This window comes from Actinomadura montaniterrae (assembly GCF_008923365.1).
Classification (GTDB): domain Bacteria; phylum Actinomycetota; class Actinomycetes; order Streptosporangiales; family Streptosporangiaceae; genus Spirillospora; species Spirillospora montaniterrae.
On the sequence record NZ_WBMR01000187.1, the window covers coordinates 1 to 18207 of the forward strand.

Annotated in this window: 20 protein-coding genes; 12 read left to right on the forward strand and 8 right to left on the reverse strand. The window is 74.0% G+C overall.

The features are described 5' to 3' along the window. A partial coding sequence (locus F9B16_RS38930; RefSeq protein WP_151545250.1) for an alpha/beta hydrolase fold domain-containing protein occupies window positions 1–513 on the forward strand: 513 nt, incomplete at its 5' end. Window positions 514–654: 141 nt separating this feature from the next. Then, on the forward strand, window positions 655–939 hold the full coding sequence (locus F9B16_RS38935) for a hypothetical protein (protein WP_151545251.1): 285 nt from the start codon (window positions 655–657) through the stop codon (window positions 937–939). A gap of 17 nt (window positions 940–956) precedes the next feature. On the opposite strand, the gene F9B16_RS38940 is transcribed toward F9B16_RS38935, so the two are convergent. Then, window positions 957–2645, reverse strand: coding sequence for a DUF885 domain-containing protein (locus F9B16_RS38940; protein ID WP_192809206.1), 1689 nt, complete (start codon window positions 2643–2645; stop codon window positions 957–959). 71 nt (window positions 2646–2716) lie between these two features. Further along, the gene (locus tag F9B16_RS51595; RefSeq protein ID WP_192809207.1) at window positions 2717–3475 is read right to left on the reverse strand and encodes a hypothetical protein; all 759 of its coding nucleotides are present in this window, start codon (window positions 3473–3475) and stop codon (window positions 2717–2719) included. A 186-nt stretch (window positions 3476–3661) separates the two neighbouring features. On the opposite strand from F9B16_RS51595, the gene F9B16_RS38945 reads away from it, so the two are divergent. From F9B16_RS38945 to F9B16_RS53100, 6 genes are all read left to right on the forward strand, one after another. Next, the gene (locus tag F9B16_RS38945) at window positions 3662–4678 is read left to right on the forward strand and encodes an AAA family ATPase (RefSeq protein ID WP_151545252.1); all 1017 of its coding nucleotides are present in this window, start codon (window positions 3662–3664) and stop codon (window positions 4676–4678) included. Further along, window positions 4675–5700: a DUF58 domain-containing protein gene (locus F9B16_RS38950; protein WP_151545253.1), complete on the forward strand. Its 1026-nt coding sequence runs from the start codon at window positions 4675–4677 to the stop codon at window positions 5698–5700. Before F9B16_RS38945 ends, F9B16_RS38950 begins: the two co-directional genes overlap by 4 nt. Beyond that, window positions 5697–6644, forward strand: coding sequence for a VWA domain-containing protein (locus F9B16_RS38955; protein WP_151545254.1), 948 nt, complete (start codon window positions 5697–5699; stop codon window positions 6642–6644). The genes F9B16_RS38950 and F9B16_RS38955 overlap by 4 nt, the downstream gene beginning before the upstream one ends. Before the next feature lie 70 nt (window positions 6645–6714). Continuing rightward, window positions 6715–7329 carry a class I SAM-dependent methyltransferase gene (locus F9B16_RS38960; RefSeq protein ID WP_151545255.1) on the forward strand — a complete coding sequence of 205 codons (615 nt, stop codon included), beginning with the start codon at window positions 6715–6717 and terminating at the stop codon, window positions 7327–7329. Beyond that, entirely contained in the window at window positions 7326–7877 is a 552-nt protein-coding gene (locus F9B16_RS38965) for a TrmH family RNA methyltransferase (protein WP_151545256.1), read from the forward strand. The genes F9B16_RS38960 and F9B16_RS38965 overlap by 4 nt, the downstream gene beginning before the upstream one ends. 147 nt (window positions 7878–8024) lie before the next feature. Continuing rightward, entirely contained in the window at window positions 8025–9929 is a 1905-nt protein-coding gene (locus tag F9B16_RS53100; RefSeq protein WP_225992333.1) for an MFS transporter, read from the forward strand. A gap of 54 nt (window positions 9930–9983) precedes the next feature. Here F9B16_RS53100 and F9B16_RS38980 read toward each other — a convergent pair whose 3' ends face one another. After that, window positions 9984–11534 carry an MDR family MFS transporter gene (locus tag F9B16_RS38980; RefSeq protein WP_151545257.1) on the reverse strand — a complete coding sequence of 517 codons (1551 nt, stop codon included), beginning with the start codon at window positions 11532–11534 and terminating at the stop codon, window positions 9984–9986. Window positions 11535–11686: 152 nt separating this feature from the next. Between F9B16_RS38980 and F9B16_RS38985 the strand changes: the two genes are divergently transcribed. Beyond that, on the forward strand, window positions 11687–12304 hold the full coding sequence (locus F9B16_RS38985; protein WP_225992334.1) for a TetR/AcrR family transcriptional regulator: 618 nt from the start codon (window positions 11687–11689) through the stop codon (window positions 12302–12304). 72 nt (window positions 12305–12376) lie between these two features. Here the strand turns inward: F9B16_RS38985 and F9B16_RS38990 are convergent, their stop codons facing one another. Continuing rightward, window positions 12377–12592, reverse strand: coding sequence for an EF-hand domain-containing protein (locus F9B16_RS38990; protein ID WP_151545258.1), 216 nt, complete (start codon window positions 12590–12592; stop codon window positions 12377–12379). A gap of 116 nt (window positions 12593–12708) precedes the next feature. On the opposite strand from F9B16_RS38990, the gene F9B16_RS38995 reads away from it, so the two are divergent. After that, window positions 12709–13515, forward strand: coding sequence for a glycerophosphodiester phosphodiesterase (locus tag F9B16_RS38995; RefSeq protein ID WP_151545259.1), 807 nt, complete (start codon window positions 12709–12711; stop codon window positions 13513–13515). A 25-nt stretch (window positions 13516–13540) separates the two neighbouring features. Here the strand turns inward: F9B16_RS38995 and F9B16_RS39000 are convergent, their stop codons facing one another. Beyond that, window positions 13541–13837, reverse strand: coding sequence for a type II toxin-antitoxin system Phd/YefM family antitoxin (locus tag F9B16_RS39000; RefSeq protein ID WP_151545260.1), 297 nt, complete (start codon window positions 13835–13837; stop codon window positions 13541–13543). Window positions 13838–14002: 165 nt separating this feature from the next. Between F9B16_RS39000 and F9B16_RS39005 the strand changes: the two genes are divergently transcribed. Together F9B16_RS39005 and F9B16_RS39010 are read left to right on the forward strand one after the other, a co-directional pair. Next, the gene (locus F9B16_RS39005; protein WP_192809208.1) at window positions 14003–14575 is read left to right on the forward strand and encodes a ClpP family protease; all 573 of its coding nucleotides are present in this window, start codon (window positions 14003–14005) and stop codon (window positions 14573–14575) included. A gap of 158 nt (window positions 14576–14733) precedes the next feature. Next, window positions 14734–15078, forward strand: coding sequence for an RNA polymerase-binding protein RbpA (locus F9B16_RS39010; RefSeq protein ID WP_067472838.1), 345 nt, complete (start codon window positions 14734–14736; stop codon window positions 15076–15078). A gap of 94 nt (window positions 15079–15172) precedes the next feature. Here F9B16_RS39010 and F9B16_RS39015 read toward each other — a convergent pair whose 3' ends face one another. The 3 genes from F9B16_RS39015 to lnt all read right to left on the reverse strand — a co-directional run. Continuing rightward, the gene (locus F9B16_RS39015; RefSeq protein ID WP_225992335.1) at window positions 15173–15727 is read right to left on the reverse strand and encodes an FxsA family protein; all 555 of its coding nucleotides are present in this window, start codon (window positions 15725–15727) and stop codon (window positions 15173–15175) included. 106 nt (window positions 15728–15833) lie between these two features. After that, a complete protein-coding gene (locus tag F9B16_RS39020; protein ID WP_151545262.1) occupies window positions 15834–16580 on the reverse strand; it encodes a polyprenol monophosphomannose synthase in 747 nt (248 codons plus the stop codon). Between the two features lie 5 nt (window positions 16581–16585). Continuing rightward, window positions 16586–18207 (reverse strand): apolipoprotein N-acyltransferase (gene lnt / locus F9B16_RS39025; protein ID WP_404800554.1); only part of this gene is annotated, 1622 nt, incomplete at its 5' end.

Consider the following 18207-nt stretch of genomic DNA (forward strand, 5'->3'; position numbering starts at 1 on the left):
GTGATCCTCACCGACCCCGACCACCCCGACCGGGACGTCCGCTGGCGCGCCAAGGCGCCCGCCAAGCGCACCGCGTCCGACCGCACGCTCATCGACTGCACGGACCTCGCCGACGGGCGCGACGTCCCGCCCGCCCCGCCCGACCCCGACGGCCTGCCCTGGCCCCCGTCCGGGGTGCGCCGCGCGCTGCGCCTCTACCTCGACGGCGCCGACCCCGCCCGCCCGGAGGTGTCACCGCTGCTGGACCCCGACCCGCGCGGACTGCCCCCCGCGATCATCGCGACCGCCGAGCACGACCGGCTCCGCCCCCAGGCCGAACAGCACGCCACCCGCCTCCGCGCCGCCGGCGTCCCCGTCACCCTCCTCACCGGCACCGGCCTGGACCACGGCTTCCTCGGCTGGGGCGCGTTCGCGCGCCGCCCCGCCGAGGCCGTCGACCGCATCGGCGCCGCCGTCCGCGCCGCCCTCACCGCGACACCCCCGCCCCCTTCCCCGGGCTCACCGGAGGCTTGACCGGCCTTGACCGTCCCGGCCGCGCCGCCGGGCGAGCCGTCGCCGTCGCTTGCCCAGGTCGTTTAACCGCCTTGACGTGGGCAATCACCATAACGAGCCGGATTTTCGCCGAACCTCGCCAACGGTTGAGGAGGACCCGTCTTGAGGGCGACGCACCAGATGCGGATGATCCGGGCCGAAGCGTCCGGAACCGAGGAATGGGCCTGCCCGACCTGCGGCCGCAGGATGCTGCTGCACTGGCCGCCCCACTACAGCAAGCAGATCCTCGAACCGGGCGACGAGAGCGCCTCCCACATCGGCTCCTCCACCGACCTGCCCGACGAGGAACCCGCCCCCGGCACACCCGCCCCCGCCAACGGCACGCAGGGCCGCTGGCTCCGCGAAACCGGCGTCGACCCCGCCGTCGGCCCCTCCGCCCCCGTCTAGCCCGCTCCCGCTCCGGCTCAGAGACGGGCCAGCTCCGACCGCAGCAGATCGAGCCCCATCGGCCCCAGATCCAGCGCCCGCCGGTGGAACCCCTTCAGATCGAACGCCGCACCCGCACGCCGCCGCGCGTCCTCACGCCCCTCCAGCCACACCCGCTCCCCCACCTTGTACGCGATCGCCTGCCCCGGACGCCCCAGGTACCGGTCGATCTCGAACGAGATATAGGCGTCGGTCTCCGGCCCCGCATGCGCCCGCAGGAACTCCCACCCCAGCTCCGGCGTCCACCGCTCCCCCTCATGGAACCCCGCCCCCGCCGGGATCTCCAGCTCCAGATGCAGCCCGATGTCCAAGATCACCCGCGCCGCCCGGAACCGCTGCCCGCCCGCCAGCATCCCCAGCCGGTACGCCGGATCCCGGTAATACCCCAGCTCGTCCATCAACCGCTCCGCGTACAGCCCCCACCCCTCCGCATGCCCCGGGCACAGCTCACCCGACAGCCGCTGGAACCGGTTCAGCGTCGCGGTGTTCAACGTCGTCACACCCAGCTGCAGATGATGCCCCGGCACCCCCTCGTGGAACATCGTCGCCGGCACCGTCCACGTCACGATCTCCTGATCCGGATCGGCCACCGTCCACCACACCGTCCCCGGACGCGACAGGTCCTCCGCCGGCGCCAGGTAGTACACCCCCGACTCCACCGCCGGGATCCGGCACTCCACCCGCCGCAACGGCTCCGGAATGTCGAAATGCGTCCCGTCCAGATCCGCGATCGCCCCGTCGGCCAGCTCCTGGATCCACGCCCGGAACGCCTCCGCACCCCGGATCCGGTACGCCGGATCGGCGTCCAGCGCCGCCATCACCGCCGCCACCGGCTCCCCCGGAGCGATCCGCGCCGCCGCCTCCGCCATCTCCGCCTCGATCCGCGCCAGCTCCCGCCAGCCCCACGCGTACGTCTCCGCCAGATCCAGGTCCGTCCCCAGGTAATCCCGCACCCCCAGCCGGTACCGGTCGGCGCCCAGCGCGTCCCGCTCCGGCGCCCGCGGCACCACCTCACCCGCCAGGAACCCCGCGAAATCCTCCAGCGCCCGCGACGCCGCCCCCACCGCCGACTCCAACCGCCCCCGCAACGGCCCGTCCCCGTACCGGCCCGCGAACCCGGCCAGGAAACCCGGCATCTCCCGGCACTCCCGCACGTTCCGCAGCACCTGCCGCCGCGCCGCCACCCGGCCCCCGCGCAGCGCCTCCTCCAGCGACACCCGCAGCCCCGCCAGCGCCCCCGCCAGCCCGCCCACCCGCGCCACCATCGCATCCCAGTCCGTCGCCGCGCCCTGGTCCAGCAGATCCACCGCCGTCCGCAGCCGCTGCACCGGACCGTCGATGGTGTCCAGCTCCCACGCCCGCACCCCCGCCTCGTCCAGCTCCCGCTCGCACTCCAGACGCTCGCGCAGCACCGCCGCCGCCACCCGCCCCGCAGCACCGGGCACCCCGCCGGACGCCGCACCGGACGCGGTGACCCGATCCAGCTCCGCCAGCGTCGACCGCGTCAACTCCGCCCGCGCCGCCCACCCGTCCGGCCCGAAATCGGTCAACCGGGACTCCTGCCCCGCGATCCCCATCATCGCCGCACGGCACGGATCCAAAGCCGCGAAAGCGTCCACGTACCGATCGGCCAGAGCGTCCACAGCGCTCACCTCAGAAGCGGTCATCGCCCCAGGCTAAGACCACCCGCCCCACAAAGCGATCATGAAAAAGGGGCCGCACCCCCTCAGCGGCGCGGTCACAGCGGCCCGCCATCACCGCCACCACCCGACCCCGTCCCCGACGGCGAAGGAGTCGGCACCCCCGACGGCGGCGGCGACGGATTCCCCGGCTGCGGCTGCGGCACCGACGGCGGCGGAACCGACGACGACACCGACGGCGTCGGCTCCGGAGGCTCCGGCGGCGGATCCTTCGGCCGCGGCTGACACGAGAACAGCACCGCCATCAACACCACCAGCACCACCAACGCCGCCGCCAACGCCAGCACCGCCGCCACCAGACTCCGCTCCGGCGGACGCTCAGGAGCCGCCACCGGCCCCACCACCGGCTCCGCCCGCGGACGCGCCAGCGCCGCCTCCGACGACCCCAGCCAATGCGGCTGGAACTGCGGACCACGCCGCCGCCCCCACCGCCGCCCCGAACCACCCAGCACCACCGGCTCCAAGAACCGCTCCGCACCCCGCCCGCCCGCCTCATAAACCGTCGCCACCCACGGCGCCGGCCCGTCCGGCTGCGCCGCCACCACCGGCGCACCACCACCATCACCGCCGCGCACCGCACCACCCGCACCCGGCACCGCCGCATTGATCGCCGCCCGGAACCGGTCCCGCGCCGCCGCGTCCTCCGCCGCACCCCGGTTCAGCACCGCCACACTCGCGCGCCGCCCCTCACCGTCCACCCCCAGGAACACGATCCCGGCAGCGGACTCCGACAAACGCGCCGACAAACGGAACGGCCCCAGCTGAGCGGGATCGCCCGGGGGCAACGGCCTCGACATGGCCGCAACCCTAACAACCGCACCCGCCCCCGGTCCCCACCACGACCACCCCCCAGCCACCCCCGCCCCGGCCCCGCTCCACCCGCCCCCAGACCACAGGCACGGATCGCGCACGAACGGGTACAGGTGATCGCGTAGGGTCGGAACGCGCCCGCTCACACCCGCCGCACAGTGAGGGACACCCACATGACCATCGCCGCCAACGACGTCGACGAGGCCGCCGCGCTGCTGCAGAACACCCTCGCCGAGGTCAAGAAGGTCATCGTCGGCCAGGACCACATGGTCGAACGCATGGTCGTCGCCCTCCTCGCCCGCGGCCACTGCCTCATCGAAGGCGTCCCCGGCGTCGCCAAGACCCTCGCCGTCGGCACCCTCGCCAAAGTCGTCGGCGGCACCTTCGCCCGCCTCCAGTTCACCCCCGACCTCGTCCCCTCCGACATCGTCGGCACCCGCATCTACCACCCCTCCACCGAGCAGTTCGACGTCGAACTCGGCCCCGTCTTCGTCAACTTCGTCCTCGCCGACGAGATCAACCGCGCCCCCGCCAAGGTCCAGTCCGCCCTCCTGGAGGTCATGGCCGAACGCCAGGTCTCCCTCGGCGGCAACACCTACCCCCTCCCCCGCCCCTTCATCGTCCTCGCCACCCAGAACCCCATCGAGTCCGAAGGCGTCTACCCCCTCCCCGAAGCCCAGCGCGACCGCTTCCTCATGAAGATCGACGTCCGCCACCCCTCCGCCCACGAAGAACTCCACATCCTCCAGCGCATGAGCGTCGACCCGCCCGAGGCCACCCCCGTCCTCGACGCCGACCGGCTCGCCGAACTCCAGCGCGCCACCGAAGAGGTCTCCGTCCACGACCTCGTCGCCGACTACATCGTCCGCCTCGTCATGGCCACCCGCGAACCCGAGCAGTACCGCCTGCCCGACCTGCGCCCCGTCATCGAGATCGGCGCCAGCCCCCGCGCCACCCTCGGCCTCGTCGCCACCTCCCGCGCCCTCGCCCTGCTGTCCGGACGCGACTACGTCCTGCCCGACGACGTCCAGGCCGTCGCCCGCGACGTCATCTCCCACCGCCTCGTCCTGTCCTTCGACGCCCTCGCCGACGGCACCGACCCCGCCGAGGTCGTCGACCAGATCCTCGCCGCCGTCCCCCCGCCCCGCGTGGTCTGGAACCACGGCGCCGCGGCGGTGACCACCGCATGACCGCCCCCCGCCGCGACGACAAGCTCGCCCAGCTCGCACCCGAACGCACCCTGCGCCGCCTGGAACTCCAGGTCACCCGCCGCCTGGACGGCCTGCTCAACGGCGAGCACCTCGGCCTGCTCCCCGGCCCCGGCACCGAACTCGCCGAAGCCCGCCTCTACCAGCCCGGCGAGGACGACGTCCGCCACATGGACTGGGCCGTCACAGCCCGCACCACCACCCCCCACGTCCGCGACCTCGTCGCCGACCACGAACTCGAGGCCTGGGCCCTCGTTGACCTCACCCCCAGCATGGACTTCGGCACCGCCGGCATGGTCAAACGCGAGCTCGCCGTCGCCGCCCTCGCCGCCGTCGGCTTCCTCACCGTCCGCCTCGGCGACCGCGTCGGCGCCTACCTCCAGCACCCCGGCGGCCTGCGCCGCTGGCCCGCCCGCACCGGCAAGGCCGCCCTCTACGCCCTCCTGCACGCCGTCCTCGACGCCCCCACCGACCCCGGCACCGGCCCGCCCGCCGCCATGTCCGGCACCACCGCCACCTCCGGCGCGCCCCACGGCGACCTCGCCGCCGCCATCACCTCCCTCGCCCGCGGCCAGACCCGCCGCGGCCTGCGCGTCGTCATCTCCGACTTCCTCCCGCCCCCCGGCGCCGACCCCCTCACCGGCCCGGACGCGCAACCCGCGTGGGAGAGCCCCCTGCGCCGCCTCGCCGCCCGCCACCAGGTCCTCGCCGTCGAGGTCATCGACCCCCGCGAACTCGACCTCCCCGACGTCGGCCTCGTCGAGATGACCGACCCCGAGACCGGCGCCGTCCAGGAGATCGTCCTCAGCCGCCGCACCCGCGAGCGCTACGCCCGGGCCGCGGCCGCCCAGCGCGCCGGCACCCGCGCCGCCCTGCGCCGCTGCGGCGCCCACCACCTCGTCCTGCGCACCGACCGCGACTGGATCGCCGACGTCGCCCGCTTCGCCGTCCGCCAGCGCCGCGCCGCCGGCCGCGCCGTCTCCACCGCGGGAGTGCGCCCATGACCTTCCTGTCGCCCGACCGCCTCTGGCTGCTGGCCCTCGCGCCGATCCTCGCCGGCCTGTACGTCGTGCTGCAGATGCGCCGCCGCAACTACGCGGTCCGCTTCACCAACCTCGCGCTGCTCTCCCAGGTCGCCCCGAAACGGCCGGGCTGGCGCCGGCACGTCGCCGCCGCACTGTTCCTCATCATGATCGTGCTGATGATGATCGGGTTCGCCCGCCCCGCCAGCTCCGTCAAGGTGCCCCGCGACCGCGCCACCATCATGGTCGCCGTCGACGTGTCGTTGTCGATGATGGCCCAGGATGTCCCGCCGAACCGGATGGAGGCCGCCAAGACCGCCGCCAAGAAGTTCATCCGTGAGCTGCCGTCCCGCTTCAACGTCGGCGTCGTCTCCTTCGCCGGCAACGCCAACCTGATCGCCGCGCCGTCCGCCGACCGCGACACCGCGATCGCCTCCCTCGACCAGCTCAGCCTCGCCAAGCGCACCGCGATCGGCGAGGCGGTGTTCACCTCGCTGCAGGCCATCCGCACCTTCGACACCCAGGCCGCGCACGACCCGCCGCCCGCGCACATCGTGCTGCTGTCCGACGGGGACAACACCACCGGCCGGTCCGTGCAGGAGGCCATCGACGCCAGCCGCGCCGCGCACGTCCCGGTGTCGACGATCGCGTTCGGCACGCCGTACGGCACCGTCGACATCGAGGGCGAGACCACCAGCGTCTCGGTCAACAAGGAGGCGCTGAAGACCCTCTCCACCAGCACACAGGGCAAGGCCTACGAGGCCGCCGACGCCGGCCAGCTCCGCGACGTGTACGCCAACATCGGCAGCTCCCTGGGGTTCAAGACCGAGCACCGCGACGTCGCCGCCCGCTACACCGGCATCGCGCTGCTGTTCGCGCTGGCGGCCGGCGGGGCGTCCCTCGTCTGGTTCTCCCGCCTGCCCTGACCGCGAGCCGCGGCGGCGCCCGGGCCGCGGCGGCACGGGGACGTCCCGAACGCTGATACGGTCGGCCGACGTGGGGGAACACTACTTCGCCGAGCGGCCCGGCGCCGCGAGCCGCCGCCGCACCGTGGACCTGGTCCTGCCGGACCTGCACCTGCGGCTGGAGACCGACAGCGGCGTGTTCTCCCCCGACCGCGTCGACGCCGGCACCCGCGTCCTGCTGGAGACCGTCCCCGCGCCACCGCAGGACGGCGACCTGCTCGACCTCGGCTGCGGATACGGACCGATCGCGCTCACCCTGGCAAGTCGCTCGCCGCAGGCGAGCGTATGGGGCGTGGACGTGAATCAGCGAGCGTTGGAGCTCGCTGATTCGAATGCCACCGCCGCCGGCCTTGACAATGTAAGGTTCAGGTTGGCGGACGAGCTCGACCCCGGCCTGCGCTTCGCCGCGATCTGGTCCAACCCACCGATCCGCATCGGCAAGGCCGCCCTGCACCACCTCCTGCTGGCCTGGCTGCCCCGCCTGTCCCCCGGCGGCCTCGCCCACCTGGTCGTGCAGAAGCACCTCGGCTCCGACTCCCTCCAGCGCTGGCTGAACGACCAGGGCTTCCCCACCGAGCGGATCGCCTCGCGCTCCGCCTACCGCGTCCTGCGCGTCGCGTCCCGCACGGAAGGCCACACCCGATGAGCAGCACCGACTCCGCGCCCGGCCGCAGGCAGCTGCGCCCCACCGACGTCAAGCGCCTCAACCGCGACTGGCGGCGCCGCACCGAAGGCCGCCTCGGCCTCCTGGTCGAGTCGGTCACCCAGCCGTTCAACATGGGCTCGATCATCCGCAGCGCCGCCGTGTTCGGCGTCGAACGGCTCTGGCTCGCCGGCAACGCCACGCCCCCCGACCAGCGCAACGTCGCCAAGACCGCCCTCGGCACCGAACGCCTCGTCCCCTGGGAGCACGCCGGCACCCCCGCCAAGGCGGCCGCCGCGATCCGCGCGGAGGGCCTGCGCATCGTCGCGATCGAACTGACCGGCGACGCCGTCCCGCTGCACGAGGCGCCCCTGGACGGCGACGTCTGCCTGGCCGTCGGCGGCGAGGACCACGGCTGCTCCCCCGCCCTGCTGGCCGCCGCCGACGCCGTCGCCTACATCCCCCAGATCGGACGGGTCGGCTCCCTCAACGTCGCCGTCGCCACCGCCATCGCCCTCGCCGAAGCCCGCCGCCGCGAATGGTCGTCCTGACCCGCACCACCGGGTTATGATCACGCCATGCTGTTCCTCCGTGCGTAGAGCGCCGCGCTGACCGCCCGTCCCAGGGCGGCTCGCGCATTCCGGCGTCCACGCACGTCCTCTCCGCGCCCCCGCGGACCCGTTTCGAGGAACACGCTCATGGCACCCTCCTATGCGGCCGTCCTGCGCGCCCCGCACGCCGCCCGCACCTTCGGCGCGGCGCTGCTCGGCCGCCTGTCCTACGGCACGGTCTTCCTCTCCCTCACCTTCGCGCTGACCGCCTCCACCGGCTCCTACACCACCGCGGGCGCGCTGATGGCGGCGCTGGGCCTGACCATCTCGGTGCTGTCGCCGCTGCGCGCCCGCCTCATCGACCGGCACGGGCCCCGCGCCGCCCTGCCGCCGATGTCGGGCGCCTACGCGCTGGCGCTCCTCGGCCTCGCCGCCGCCACCTGGCGTCCCGGCGCGCCCATCGCGCTGCTCGTGGTCCTCATCGCGGCGGCGGGCGCGACCGCTCCCCCGCTCGGCCCGGTGATGCGGGCGCTGTGGAACGACCTCGCCGCCGGCGAAGCGCTCCAGCAGCGCGCCTACAGCCTCGACGCCGTCGCCGAGGAACTGCTGTTCATCACCGGCCCGCTCCTGGCCGGCCTCGCGACCGCGGTGGCGGCGCCGGCCCTCGGCGTCGCCGCCAGCGCCGTCCTCGTCGCCGCCGGGACGCTGGGGCTGGTCACCTCCCCCGCCGTCCGCCCCCGCCCGCTCGGGCACCGCCCGCTCCGGGGCGGCCGGGCGCTGCAGTTCGCGCCCGTCACCGCGGCGGCCGCGACCGGCGCCGCCCTCGGCTGCATGGAACTGCTGGCCGTCGCGTCCGCCCGGCACCACCACCACGCCACCGGCGGCGCCTGGGTGATGGCGGCGATGTCGGCCGGCAGCGCCCTCGGCGGCCTCGGATACGGCGCCGTCGCCTGGCGGCCCTCCATGCGCGTGCGGCTGGCCGTCCTCGCCGGCGCGCTGGGGACCGCGGTCGCGGCCGCGGGCCTCGCCCCGAGCGTCGCCGCCCTCGCCGCCGCGATGTTCACCGCCGGCGCGTTCGTCGGGCCGTCGCTGACCACGTCCTACCTGATGGCGGACGCCGACGCCGCCCCCCGGGACCGCGTCCGCGCGAGCGCCTGGGTCAACACCGCCGTGAACCTCGGCTCGTCCGCCGGGACGGGGGCCATCGGCGCCTGCCTGGACGCGCTGCCGCTGCCCGCGTGCTTCGCGGTCGCCGCGGCCCCGGCCGTCCTCGCCGCACCCGTGCTGCTGGCCCCGCGGCTTTTGCGGAAACGGCAAAAGAGTTCGCCGAATCCGGTCCGGGGAACGAGCATGGCACCGGAACAGGCCACCACACCTCCCCGAGGACGCATGATGAGCGACGACGGCACCACCGCCGAGCAGTTCTGGGACGACCGCTACTCCGAGAGCGAGCGGATCTGGAGCGGCGACCCCAACACCGTCCTGGTCCGCGAGACCGCCGACCTGCCGCCCGGCACCGCCCTCGACCTCGGCGCCGGCGAGGGCGCCGACGCCGTCTGGCTGGCCCGCCGCGGCTGGCGCGTCACCGCGGTCGACATCTCCCGCGTCGCCCTCGAACGCGGCGCCCGGCACGCCGCCGACGCCGGGGTCGCCGACCGCGTCGACTGGCAGCACCACGACCTCGCCGTGTCCTTCCCCAAGGGCGAGTTCGACCTGGTGTCCGCGCACTTCCTGCACTCGCCCCGGGAGATGCCCCGCGAGGAGATCCTGCGGGCCGCCGCCGCGGCCGTCGCGCCCGGCGGCACCCTGCTGATCGTCGGCCACGCCGGGCCGCCGCCCTGGGAGCAGCAGGACCACGACCACGCCGACGGGCACGGCCACCACCACGACATGCACCTGCCCACCCCCGACGAGGTGCTGGAATCCCTGCGCCTCCCGCAGGACAAGTGGGAGGTGCTGCACAGCGGCGAGCACGAGCGCGTCCAGACCGCCCCGGACGGGAGCACCATCACTCGCACCGACAACGCCCTCAAACTGCGCCGCCTCCGCTGAACCGCCCGCACGGCACGGTCCCCGGCCGCCCGAGCGGCCGGGGACCCGCTCCGTTCAACTCGCCGACGTCGGCGCGGGAGCCGCGCCCACCTCGGGGTCGGAGCCCGGCTTCCCCGGGCCGGACGGAGGCTCGGCCTTGCCGCGCAGCGGGACCTCCTTCACCAGCAGCGCCGCCGCCAGCGAGACCGCGCACACCACCGCCCCGGCCAGGAAGATCTGGTGCGTCCCGGTGACGAACGAGTGCAGGTAGGCCTCGCGGGCGCCCCGCGGCAGCCCCGCCGCAGGCACCGCACCGGAGCCGTCCGCCGGCAGACCGCCGTGGACGGCCCGGTTGAACAGCGACCCGAACACGGCCACCCCCACCGACCCGCCGATCGTCCGGAACAGGGTGATCGCCGCCGACGCCGCGCCCATGTCGCGCATCTCGACGCTGTTCTGCGCGATCGTGGTGACCATCTGCGTCAGGAAGCCCATCCCCACGCCCACCAGCACCATGTAGCAGCCGGTCGCGATGCGGGACGTCGAGGCGTCCATCGTCGACAGCAGGAGCAGCCCCGCGGTCATGGACGCCGTGCCGAGCACCGGGAAGAGCTTGTACCGGCCGGTCGCCGACATCACCCGCCCGCCGATCTGCGAGACCAGCACCACCGGCGCCATCATCGGCAGGAGCAGCAGCCCGGAGCCCGAGGCCGACGCGCCCTGGACGGTCTGCTGGAACAGCGGCAGGTACAGCGAGCACCCGAACATCGTCACGCCCGACACGAGCATCAGCACCGACATCAGCGGGAAGTTGCGGTGCCCGGTGAAGATCCGCAGGGGCAGCACCGGCTCGGCGACCCGGCGCTCGACCGCCACGAACGCCGCGGCGCCCGCCACGGCCACCCCGAACAGGCCCAGGACCTGCCACGATCCCCACGGGTGCGTGCTGCCCGCCCAGGTCGTCGCCAGGACCAGCGCCGAGATCACCGCCGTCATCAGCGTGATGCCGGCCCAGTCGATGCGGGCCTTGCCGCGCGACGCCGGCAGCCGCAGCATGAACCAGCACCACACGAGCGCGAGCGCGCCGAGCGGCAGGTTGACGTAGAACGCCCAGCGCCAGCCGGCGTGGCCGGTGATGAACCCGCCGACCAGCGGCCCGCCGATCGTGCCGACGGCCATCACCGACGCGATCATCCCCTGGTAGCGGCCCCGCTCGCGGGGCGGCACCAGCGACCCGATGAGCGCGAACGCCAGGGCGCCGATGCCGCCCGCGCCGATCCCCTGGACGGCGCGGAACAGGATGAGCTGGAGCATCGACTGCGCGGCGCCCGACAGCGCCGACCCGGCCACGAACACCGCGACCGACAGCAGGTAGACGTTCTTGCGGCCGAACAGGTCGCCGAACTTGCCCCAGACGGGCGTGGACGCGGCGGTGGCCAGCGTGTACGCGGTGACGACCCAGGAGATGTGCTCCAGGCCGCCGAGGTCGCGGACGATCGTCGGCATGGCGGTGCCGACCACCATGTTGTCGAGCATCGACAGCAGCATCGCGAGCATCACGCCCAGCAGGGCCCACCGGACGGCGCGGGGCGCGGGCGGGGACGGGGACGGATCGGGTGCGGACATGGCTGATCACCTCACTCGTGCGGGAACGGAGGGGGCGCCGGGCTCATCGGGGCGTCGCCGCCGGGCCCGGCCCCTCCACAAAAGCACACTCGATACAAAAGTGCAACGAGTCAACTTTTCAATCGAGGCAACCGAGCGGCTAGGATGGCCGCATGACGGAGACAATGGGCCGCCGGGAACGCAAGAAGGCCGCCACCCGCAAGGCGCTCGCCGACGCCGCCCTGCGGCTGTTCCTCGAGCACGGCTACGACAACGTCGGCATCAAGGACGTCGCCGAGGCCGCCGACGTCTCCACCACCACGCTGTTCAAGCACTTCCCCAGCAAGGAGGCGCTGGTGTTCGACCCGGACGCCGACGTCGAGGCCGCCCTCGTCGCCGCCGTCCGCGACCGGCCCGCCGGCACCTCGGCGGCGGCCGCGCTGCGCGAGCACATCCTGCGCCGCAAGTTCGTCGAACCCGGCCGCGCCACCGCCGACTTCACCCGCCTCGTCGACGGCCACCAGGCCCTGCGCGACTACGCGCACCGCATGTGGATGCGCCACGAGACCGCGCTCGCCCGCGCCATCGCCGAGGACGCCGGCCGCCCCGAGGACGACCCCGCGTGCGCCGCCCTCGCCCACTTCGCGCTCGAGACCTCCGCCCTCGCCCGGGGCAGCGCCGACCCCCGCGAGGCCGTCGAGCGCGCCTTCGACCTCCTCGAGAACGGCTGGGACGCCACCCTCGCCGCCGCCCCGCCCGCCGCGCCACCCGCCGTCCCGCCCAGCGGCTGACGCATCCCGCGCACGACGAAAGGCCCGGCCGCGTCCGAAGGCGTGCGGCCGGGCCTGCCCGATCGCGCCGGGTTACGCGGTCTGCTGCATCAGCGCCGCGAACTCCTCGAGCGAGATCTTGCCGTCGTGGTTGGCGTCGGCCGCGACGACGACCTCCACGGCCCGCGTCTCGGTGATGCCCTGCCCGAGCTTGGACATCAGGTTCTTCAGCTCGGCCGTGGAGATGTACCCGTCGCCGTCCACGTCCACCAGCTCGAACGTCGCCCGGTACTCGTTCACGTCGGCCATGGGGCTACTCCTCTTGCTGATCGTCTGGGGAGGCGACGTTAGCAGTGACGGCATGAGCCCGGCGCCTTTACATAGTAAGGTCAGGCTGGGCGCGGGCGTCGGCCATAATCGGACGGGTGCCCCGCTCGTACGCCTTCCTCGACCATCCGGGCCCGATCCCGTTCGCCCACCGCGGCGGCGCGAGCGGCCGGCCGGAGAACTCGATGGCCGCCTTCCAGCGCGCGATCGACCTCGGCTACCGCTACCTGGAGACCGACGCCCACGCCACCGCGGACGGCGTCGTCGTCGCCTTCCACGACCGCACCCTCGACCGGGTGACCGACCGGACGGGAGCGATCGCGCGGCTCCCCTACGCCGAGGTCGCCAAGGCCCGCATCCGGGGCACCGAGCCCATCCCCCGCCTCGAGGACGTCCTGACGGCGTGGCCGGACGCGCGGGTCAACATCGACCTCAAGGACGCCCCGGTCATCGGGCCGCTCGCCGAGGTGCTGCACCGCACCGGCGCGTGGGACCGGGTGTGCATCACCTCGTTCTCCACCCGTCGGCTCGCGCAGATGCGGGCGCGCCTGCCGCTGTTCGACGCCGAGGACGTGTGCATGGCGCTGGGGCCGCGCGGGCTGATGGCGCTGCGCGCCCGGTCCTACGGCGGCCCGACCGCCAAGCTCGTCCGCCTCGCCTCGACCGGCGTGGCCTGCGCCCAGGTCCCCTACGGTCTCGGGCCCGTCCCGTTCGTCACCGAGGCGTTCATCGAGGAGGCGCACCGGCTCGGCCTGAAGGTGCACGCCTGGACGGTCAACGACCCCGCCGCGATGAACCGGCTCCTCGACATCGGCATCGACGGCATCATGACCGACGACCTGGTCGCCCTGCGCCACGTGATGGCGTCCCGCGACCTGTGGCCGCGCCCCACCCCGGCGTCCTGAGCCCGGCCCCGCGGCGGGCGGCGCTTCAGCGGCCGAATCCCGGGGGGCGCGGCGGCCCGCCGGGGCGGTACTCCGCGGCGATCCGCAGCGGCGCGTGCTGCGGCCGGTCGGGCTGCTGGGACGCGGCGGGCCCGGTCTGGGTGAGGTCAAGGCGCCCGGCGCGCAGGCTCTCCAGCAGCTCCAGGTCCTCCGCGGACACGAGGGCGGCCATCACCTTCCCACGGCGGGTCAGCGCCACGCGCTCCCCCGTGTAGGCGACCCGGTTCACCAGGTCGGCGAACTCCTTGCGTGCCTCCGTCACCGGCTTTTCCACGCTGTTCATCGTATAGCGAACTCCCCTGGCCCCTCCCGGCGCGCTTCGGTAGCTTCCCGAGCTGTACAGAGTGTACGTTCTGTACATAACAGAGGAGGGCGCGTGTTCGAACGACCGGAGCACCACCGTCACGGAGAGCGGGCGGAGACGTTCGCGCCGCGGACGACGGCGAAGGTGGCCCAGGCGCCGCCGCTCGCGGAGGCGCAGCTGTACGAGCGGCTGCTGGCGCAGCGGATCGTGTTCCTCGGCACGGAGATCGACGACCAGGTCGCCAACCGGGTCAACGCGCAGCTGCTGCTGCTCGCCGCGCAGGACGCGCGGCGCGACATCACCATCTACATCAACTCCCCCGGCGGGGTCGTCGACGCCGGGATGGCGGTCTACGACATGATGCAGTTCGTCCCGAACGACGTGTCGACGGTCGCGCTGGGCCTGGCGGCCTCGATGGGGCAGACGCTGCTGTGCGCGGGCACGGCGGGCAAGCGGTACGCGCTGCGGCACGCGCGGGTGATGATGCACCAGCCGCACGGCGGGATCGGCGGCACCGCGTCCGACATCAGGATCCAGGCCGAGCAGTCGCTGTACCTGAAGCGGACGCTCGCCGAGCGCACCGCCTTCCACACCGGCCAGCCGCTGGAGCGGATCGAGGCCGACGGGGACCGGGACCGCTGGTTCACCGCCGAGCAGGCCCGCGAGTACGGGTTCGTCGACCACGTCATCGACAGCACCGACCGCGTCGGGTCCTGACGCGGCCGGCGCCCGGACGCGAGCCGCCGGACGATCGGCGCGGGCGGCCCGGTACGGCCGCAAAGAGCAGGGTTGGACGCCGCATGATCCGGGAATCTTGTGATGGTGTCCAGCGTTGGTCAGGACAAGACCGCAAGCCGTCTGGGAGGCACGTGACGATGGCCGAGCGCGCACTTCGCGGCACCCGACTCGGAGCGACGAGCTACGAGAACGATCGCAACACCGATCTGGCCCCTCGGCAAGAGGTGGACTACACCTGTACGAAGGGCCACCGGTTCACCGTGACGCTCGCAGCCGAGGCCGAGGTGCCGATGACCTGGGAATGCCGCAGCTGCGGCGCCACGGCCCTGCGGGTCGACGGGGAGCTGCCCCAAGCCAAGAAGGGGAAGCCGCCGCGCACCCACTGGGACATGCTCATGGAGCGCAGAACCGTGGAGGACCTGGAGGAGGTCCTCGCCGAGCGGCTGGAGATCCTGCGGGCGGGGCGCAGGAGATCGGCATGACCGTCTGACGACGGCGAAGAGGCCCGCACCGGAAGGTGCGGGCCTCTTCGTATGCGCTCCCCGTGCGAGGCGTGCCAGGCACGGCGGGGTCGTCTCAGGTGCGGGACGGGTGGTCGTCCTCCTCGACGACCTCGCCGCGCACGACCGGGCCGCGCGGGGTGTCCGGGTCGCGGCCGTCCGCACCCGGATCGAACGGGCCGAAACGGCCGAACGGCCCGAACCCGGGCCCGCCCGGTCCGCCGGGGCCGGGCGGGTAGGTCATCGACGCGCGGTCCCCGGCCAGGCGCACCCGCCGGGCGGTGTAGCGGGACGCGACGCGGCGCACGAGCGGCCGGGTGAACGGCAGCACGAACAGCAGGCCGAGGACGTCGGTGATGAGGCCGGGGACCAGCAGCAGCACGCCGCCGGCCATGACCAGGGCGGCGTCACCGAGCTCCCGGTCGGGCGCGGCACCGCGCCGCAAGGTGTCCTGCAGGACGCGCCAGGCCCGGCGGCCCTCCCGGCGGACGATCCAGCCGCCCAGCAGGGTCTCGGCCGCCAGCAGCGCCAGCGTCGGCCACAGGCCGATCACCTCGCCGACCTGGACGAGCAGGACGATCTCCACGACCGGTATCAGCAGGAACGCCAGGACCAGTGCGAGCGGCAGCATGGCTCCATTTTCGGGTTGCGGTAAGCCTGTACCGGTGTCAACGCCAGGACGCCCCCGAACGTTTCCCCCCGGCGCCGCCGGGGCTCCCGGTGGCGCGCGCGGCGGATCAGCCGGACCGGTCGCCCTTGCCCGTGCGCTCGGCCATCCCCCACTGGGTGATGCGCAGCGCCGCCTCCATCATCACGTCCCGGCTCATCTTGCTGGTGCCGTGTACCCGCTCGACGAAGGTGATCGGCACCTCCACGACGCGCAGCCCCTTGTGCAGGGCGCGCAGCGCGAGGTCGATCTGGAAGCAGTAGCCGCGCGAGTCGACCCCGTCCAGGCCGATCTTGTCCAGCGTCGCGGCGCGGAAGGCGCGGTAGCCGCCGGTGGCGTCGTGCAGCGGGATGCGCAGCATCAGCCGGGCGTAGGTGTTGGCGCCGCGCGACAGCGCCTCGCGGCGCTTCGGCCAGTTCTCCACCTTGCCGCCGGGCACCCAGCGGGCGCCGATGACCAGGTCGGCGTCCTCCAGCGCGGCCAGCAGCCGGGGCAGCTCCTCCGGCTGGTGGGAGCCGTCGGCGTCCATCTCGACCATGACGTCGTAGCCCTGCTCGGCGGCCCACCGGAACCCGGCGATGTAGGCGGGGCCGAGGCCCTCCTTGCCGGTGCGGTGCAGGACCTTCACCTGGTCGTCCGCGGCGGCGAGGGCGTCGGCGACCTCGCCGGTGCCGTCCGGGCTCGCGTCGTCCACGACCAGCACGTCCACCGACGGCACGACCTTGCGCACCCGGCCGGTGATGCGCTCGATGTTCTCCCGCTCGTTGTAGGTCGGGATGATCACGAGCACCCTGCCGAGGTCGGCTGGGATCTCCATCGGCGTCAATTCTCCTCGTTCTTCCTGGCCGTCGTCCATGCCGCGGCGCACAGCGCTCCGATACCCACCGCGACCAGCACCCATTCCGGCCACTCGCCGAGCCGGTCCGCCAGGGTGCGCTCGGTGCGCTCGGGGACGCTCGCGACCTGGATGTCGGGCACGAACTCGCGGGACCGGTCGATCATCCGGCCGTCCGGGGCGACGATCGCGCTGATCCCGCTCGTCGCGGCAACCAAGATCGTACGGCCATGTTCGACCGCGCGCAGCCTCGACATGGCGATCTGCTGGGGCGGCAGACTGGTGCGGCCGTAGGTGGCGTTGTTGGTCTGGACGACGAGGATCCGGCCGCGGGCGACGTCGCGGACCTCCCGGTCGTAGGCGACCTCGAAGCAGATCACGTCGCCGATGTCGACCGGCCCGAGCCGCATGACCCCGGACCGGGTGCCCTTGGCGAAGTCCCGGGGGATCAGCTCGAACCGCTTGATGATCTTGGTGAGGACGTCCCGGTACGGCAGGTACTCGCCGAACGGGACGGGGTGCCGCTTGACGTAGTAGTCGCCGGGGCCGGTCACCGGGTCCCAGACGATCCCGCGGTTCTCGACCTTCTTGCGGTCGGGGGTGTCGGTGAGGGCGCCGACCAGGACCGGGACGCCGACGTCCTTCACGGCGCCGTCGATGGCCCGGTAGGCGTCGGGCTCGGTGTAGGGGTCCAGGTCGCTGGAGTTCTCCGGCCAGACCACCAGCTGCGGCCGGGCGACCTTGCCGGCGCGGATCTCGGCGGCCAGCCGGTGGGTGGCGTTGACGTGGTTGTTCAGGACGGCCTTGCGCTGGCCGAGGAAGTCCAGGCCGAGGCGGGGCACGTTGCCCTGGATGACGGCGACGGTGACGCGCGGGCCGTCGGTGGGGGTCGGGATGAGCAGGCCCGCGCCGGTGACCGCGCCGGTGACCGCGCCGGCCACCACCAGGGCCAGGGCGGCGGAGACGGCCGCGCGCCCCCTGCCGGGCTTGGCGGCCGTGCCGGCGGCGTCGGTGTCGCTCTCGGGTTGCGGGCGGGACGGGCGGAGCCGCCACGCGGCGACGGCCGCGGCGGCGAGCAGGCCTCCGAGCAGGGCGGTCAGGAAGGTGACCAGCGGCGCTCCGCCGACCGAGGCGTAGGGGGTCAGGGGCGTGGCGGTCTGGCTGAAGGCCAGCCGCGCCCACGGGAACCCGCCGAACGGCTCGCGGCCCCGCAGCGCCTCCTGGGCGACCCACAGCGCCGCCGTCCACACCGGCCAGCCCGGCAGCCGGGTGACCAGCGCGATGGCGGCGCCCATGGGGATGAAGTACAGGGCCTGGACCAGGCTGAGCGCGGCCCAGGCGTCGGGGCCGACCGGGATCAGGCCGTCCAGGGTCGGCAGGAAGAACGCGGCGCCGCCGAGGAAACCGAGCCAGGCGCCGGTGCGGGCCGCCTGGCCGCGCAGCGCGAGGGTGAACGCGGCGACGGCGACGGGGCCGAGCGGGGTGAGGTCGAACGGCGGGAAGGCCAGGCACAGGGCGGCGCCCGCGGCCAGGACCACGAGGGTGCGGGGCCATCCGGCGCGACCGCCGGTGCGCAGGAAGCGCCGCAGCGCCCGGCCGCGCCGGGCGA

What these genes read in the sequence shown, in the direction of transcription:
- F9B16_RS38955 (WP_151545254.1), top strand. Translation starts at nt 5,697, where the DNA reads ATGACCTTCCTGTCGCCCGACCGCCTCTGGCTGCTGGCCCTCGCGCCG.
- F9B16_RS38940 (WP_192809206.1), bottom strand. Translation starts at nt 2,645, where the DNA reads ATGACCGCTTCTGAGGTGAGCGCTGTGGACGCTCTGGCCGATCGGTAC.
- F9B16_RS39010 (WP_067472838.1), top strand. Translation starts at nt 14,734, where the DNA reads ATGGCCGAGCGCGCACTTCGCGGCACCCGACTCGGAGCGACGAGCTAC.
- F9B16_RS39000 (WP_151545260.1), bottom strand. Translation starts at nt 13,837, where the DNA reads ATGAACAGCGTGGAAAAGCCGGTGACGGAGGCACGCAAGGAGTTCGCC.
- F9B16_RS38965 (WP_151545256.1), top strand. Translation starts at nt 7,326, where the DNA reads ATGAGCAGCACCGACTCCGCGCCCGGCCGCAGGCAGCTGCGCCCCACC.
- F9B16_RS38990 (WP_151545258.1), bottom strand. Translation starts at nt 12,592, where the DNA reads ATGGCCGACGTGAACGAGTACCGGGCGACGTTCGAGCTGGTGGACGTG.
- F9B16_RS51595 (WP_192809207.1), bottom strand. Translation starts at nt 3,475, where the DNA reads ATGTCGAGGCCGTTGCCCCCGGGCGATCCCGCTCAGCTGGGGCCGTTC.
- F9B16_RS38980 (WP_151545257.1), bottom strand. Translation starts at nt 11,534, where the DNA reads ATGTCCGCACCCGATCCGTCCCCGTCCCCGCCCGCGCCCCGCGCCGTC.
- F9B16_RS39020 (WP_151545262.1), bottom strand. Translation starts at nt 16,580, where the DNA reads ATGGAGATCCCAGCCGACCTCGGCAGGGTGCTCGTGATCATCCCGACC.
- F9B16_RS38950 (WP_151545253.1), top strand. Translation starts at nt 4,675, where the DNA reads ATGACCGCCCCCCGCCGCGACGACAAGCTCGCCCAGCTCGCACCCGAA.
- F9B16_RS38985 (WP_225992334.1), top strand. Translation starts at nt 11,687, where the DNA reads ATGACGGAGACAATGGGCCGCCGGGAACGCAAGAAGGCCGCCACCCGC.
- F9B16_RS53100 (WP_225992333.1), top strand. Translation starts at nt 8,025, where the DNA reads ATGGCACCCTCCTATGCGGCCGTCCTGCGCGCCCCGCACGCCGCCCGC.
- F9B16_RS39015 (WP_225992335.1), bottom strand. Translation starts at nt 15,727, where the DNA reads ATGCTGCCGCTCGCACTGGTCCTGGCGTTCCTGCTGATACCGGTCGTG.
- F9B16_RS38945 (WP_151545252.1), top strand. Translation starts at nt 3,662, where the DNA reads ATGACCATCGCCGCCAACGACGTCGACGAGGCCGCCGCGCTGCTGCAG.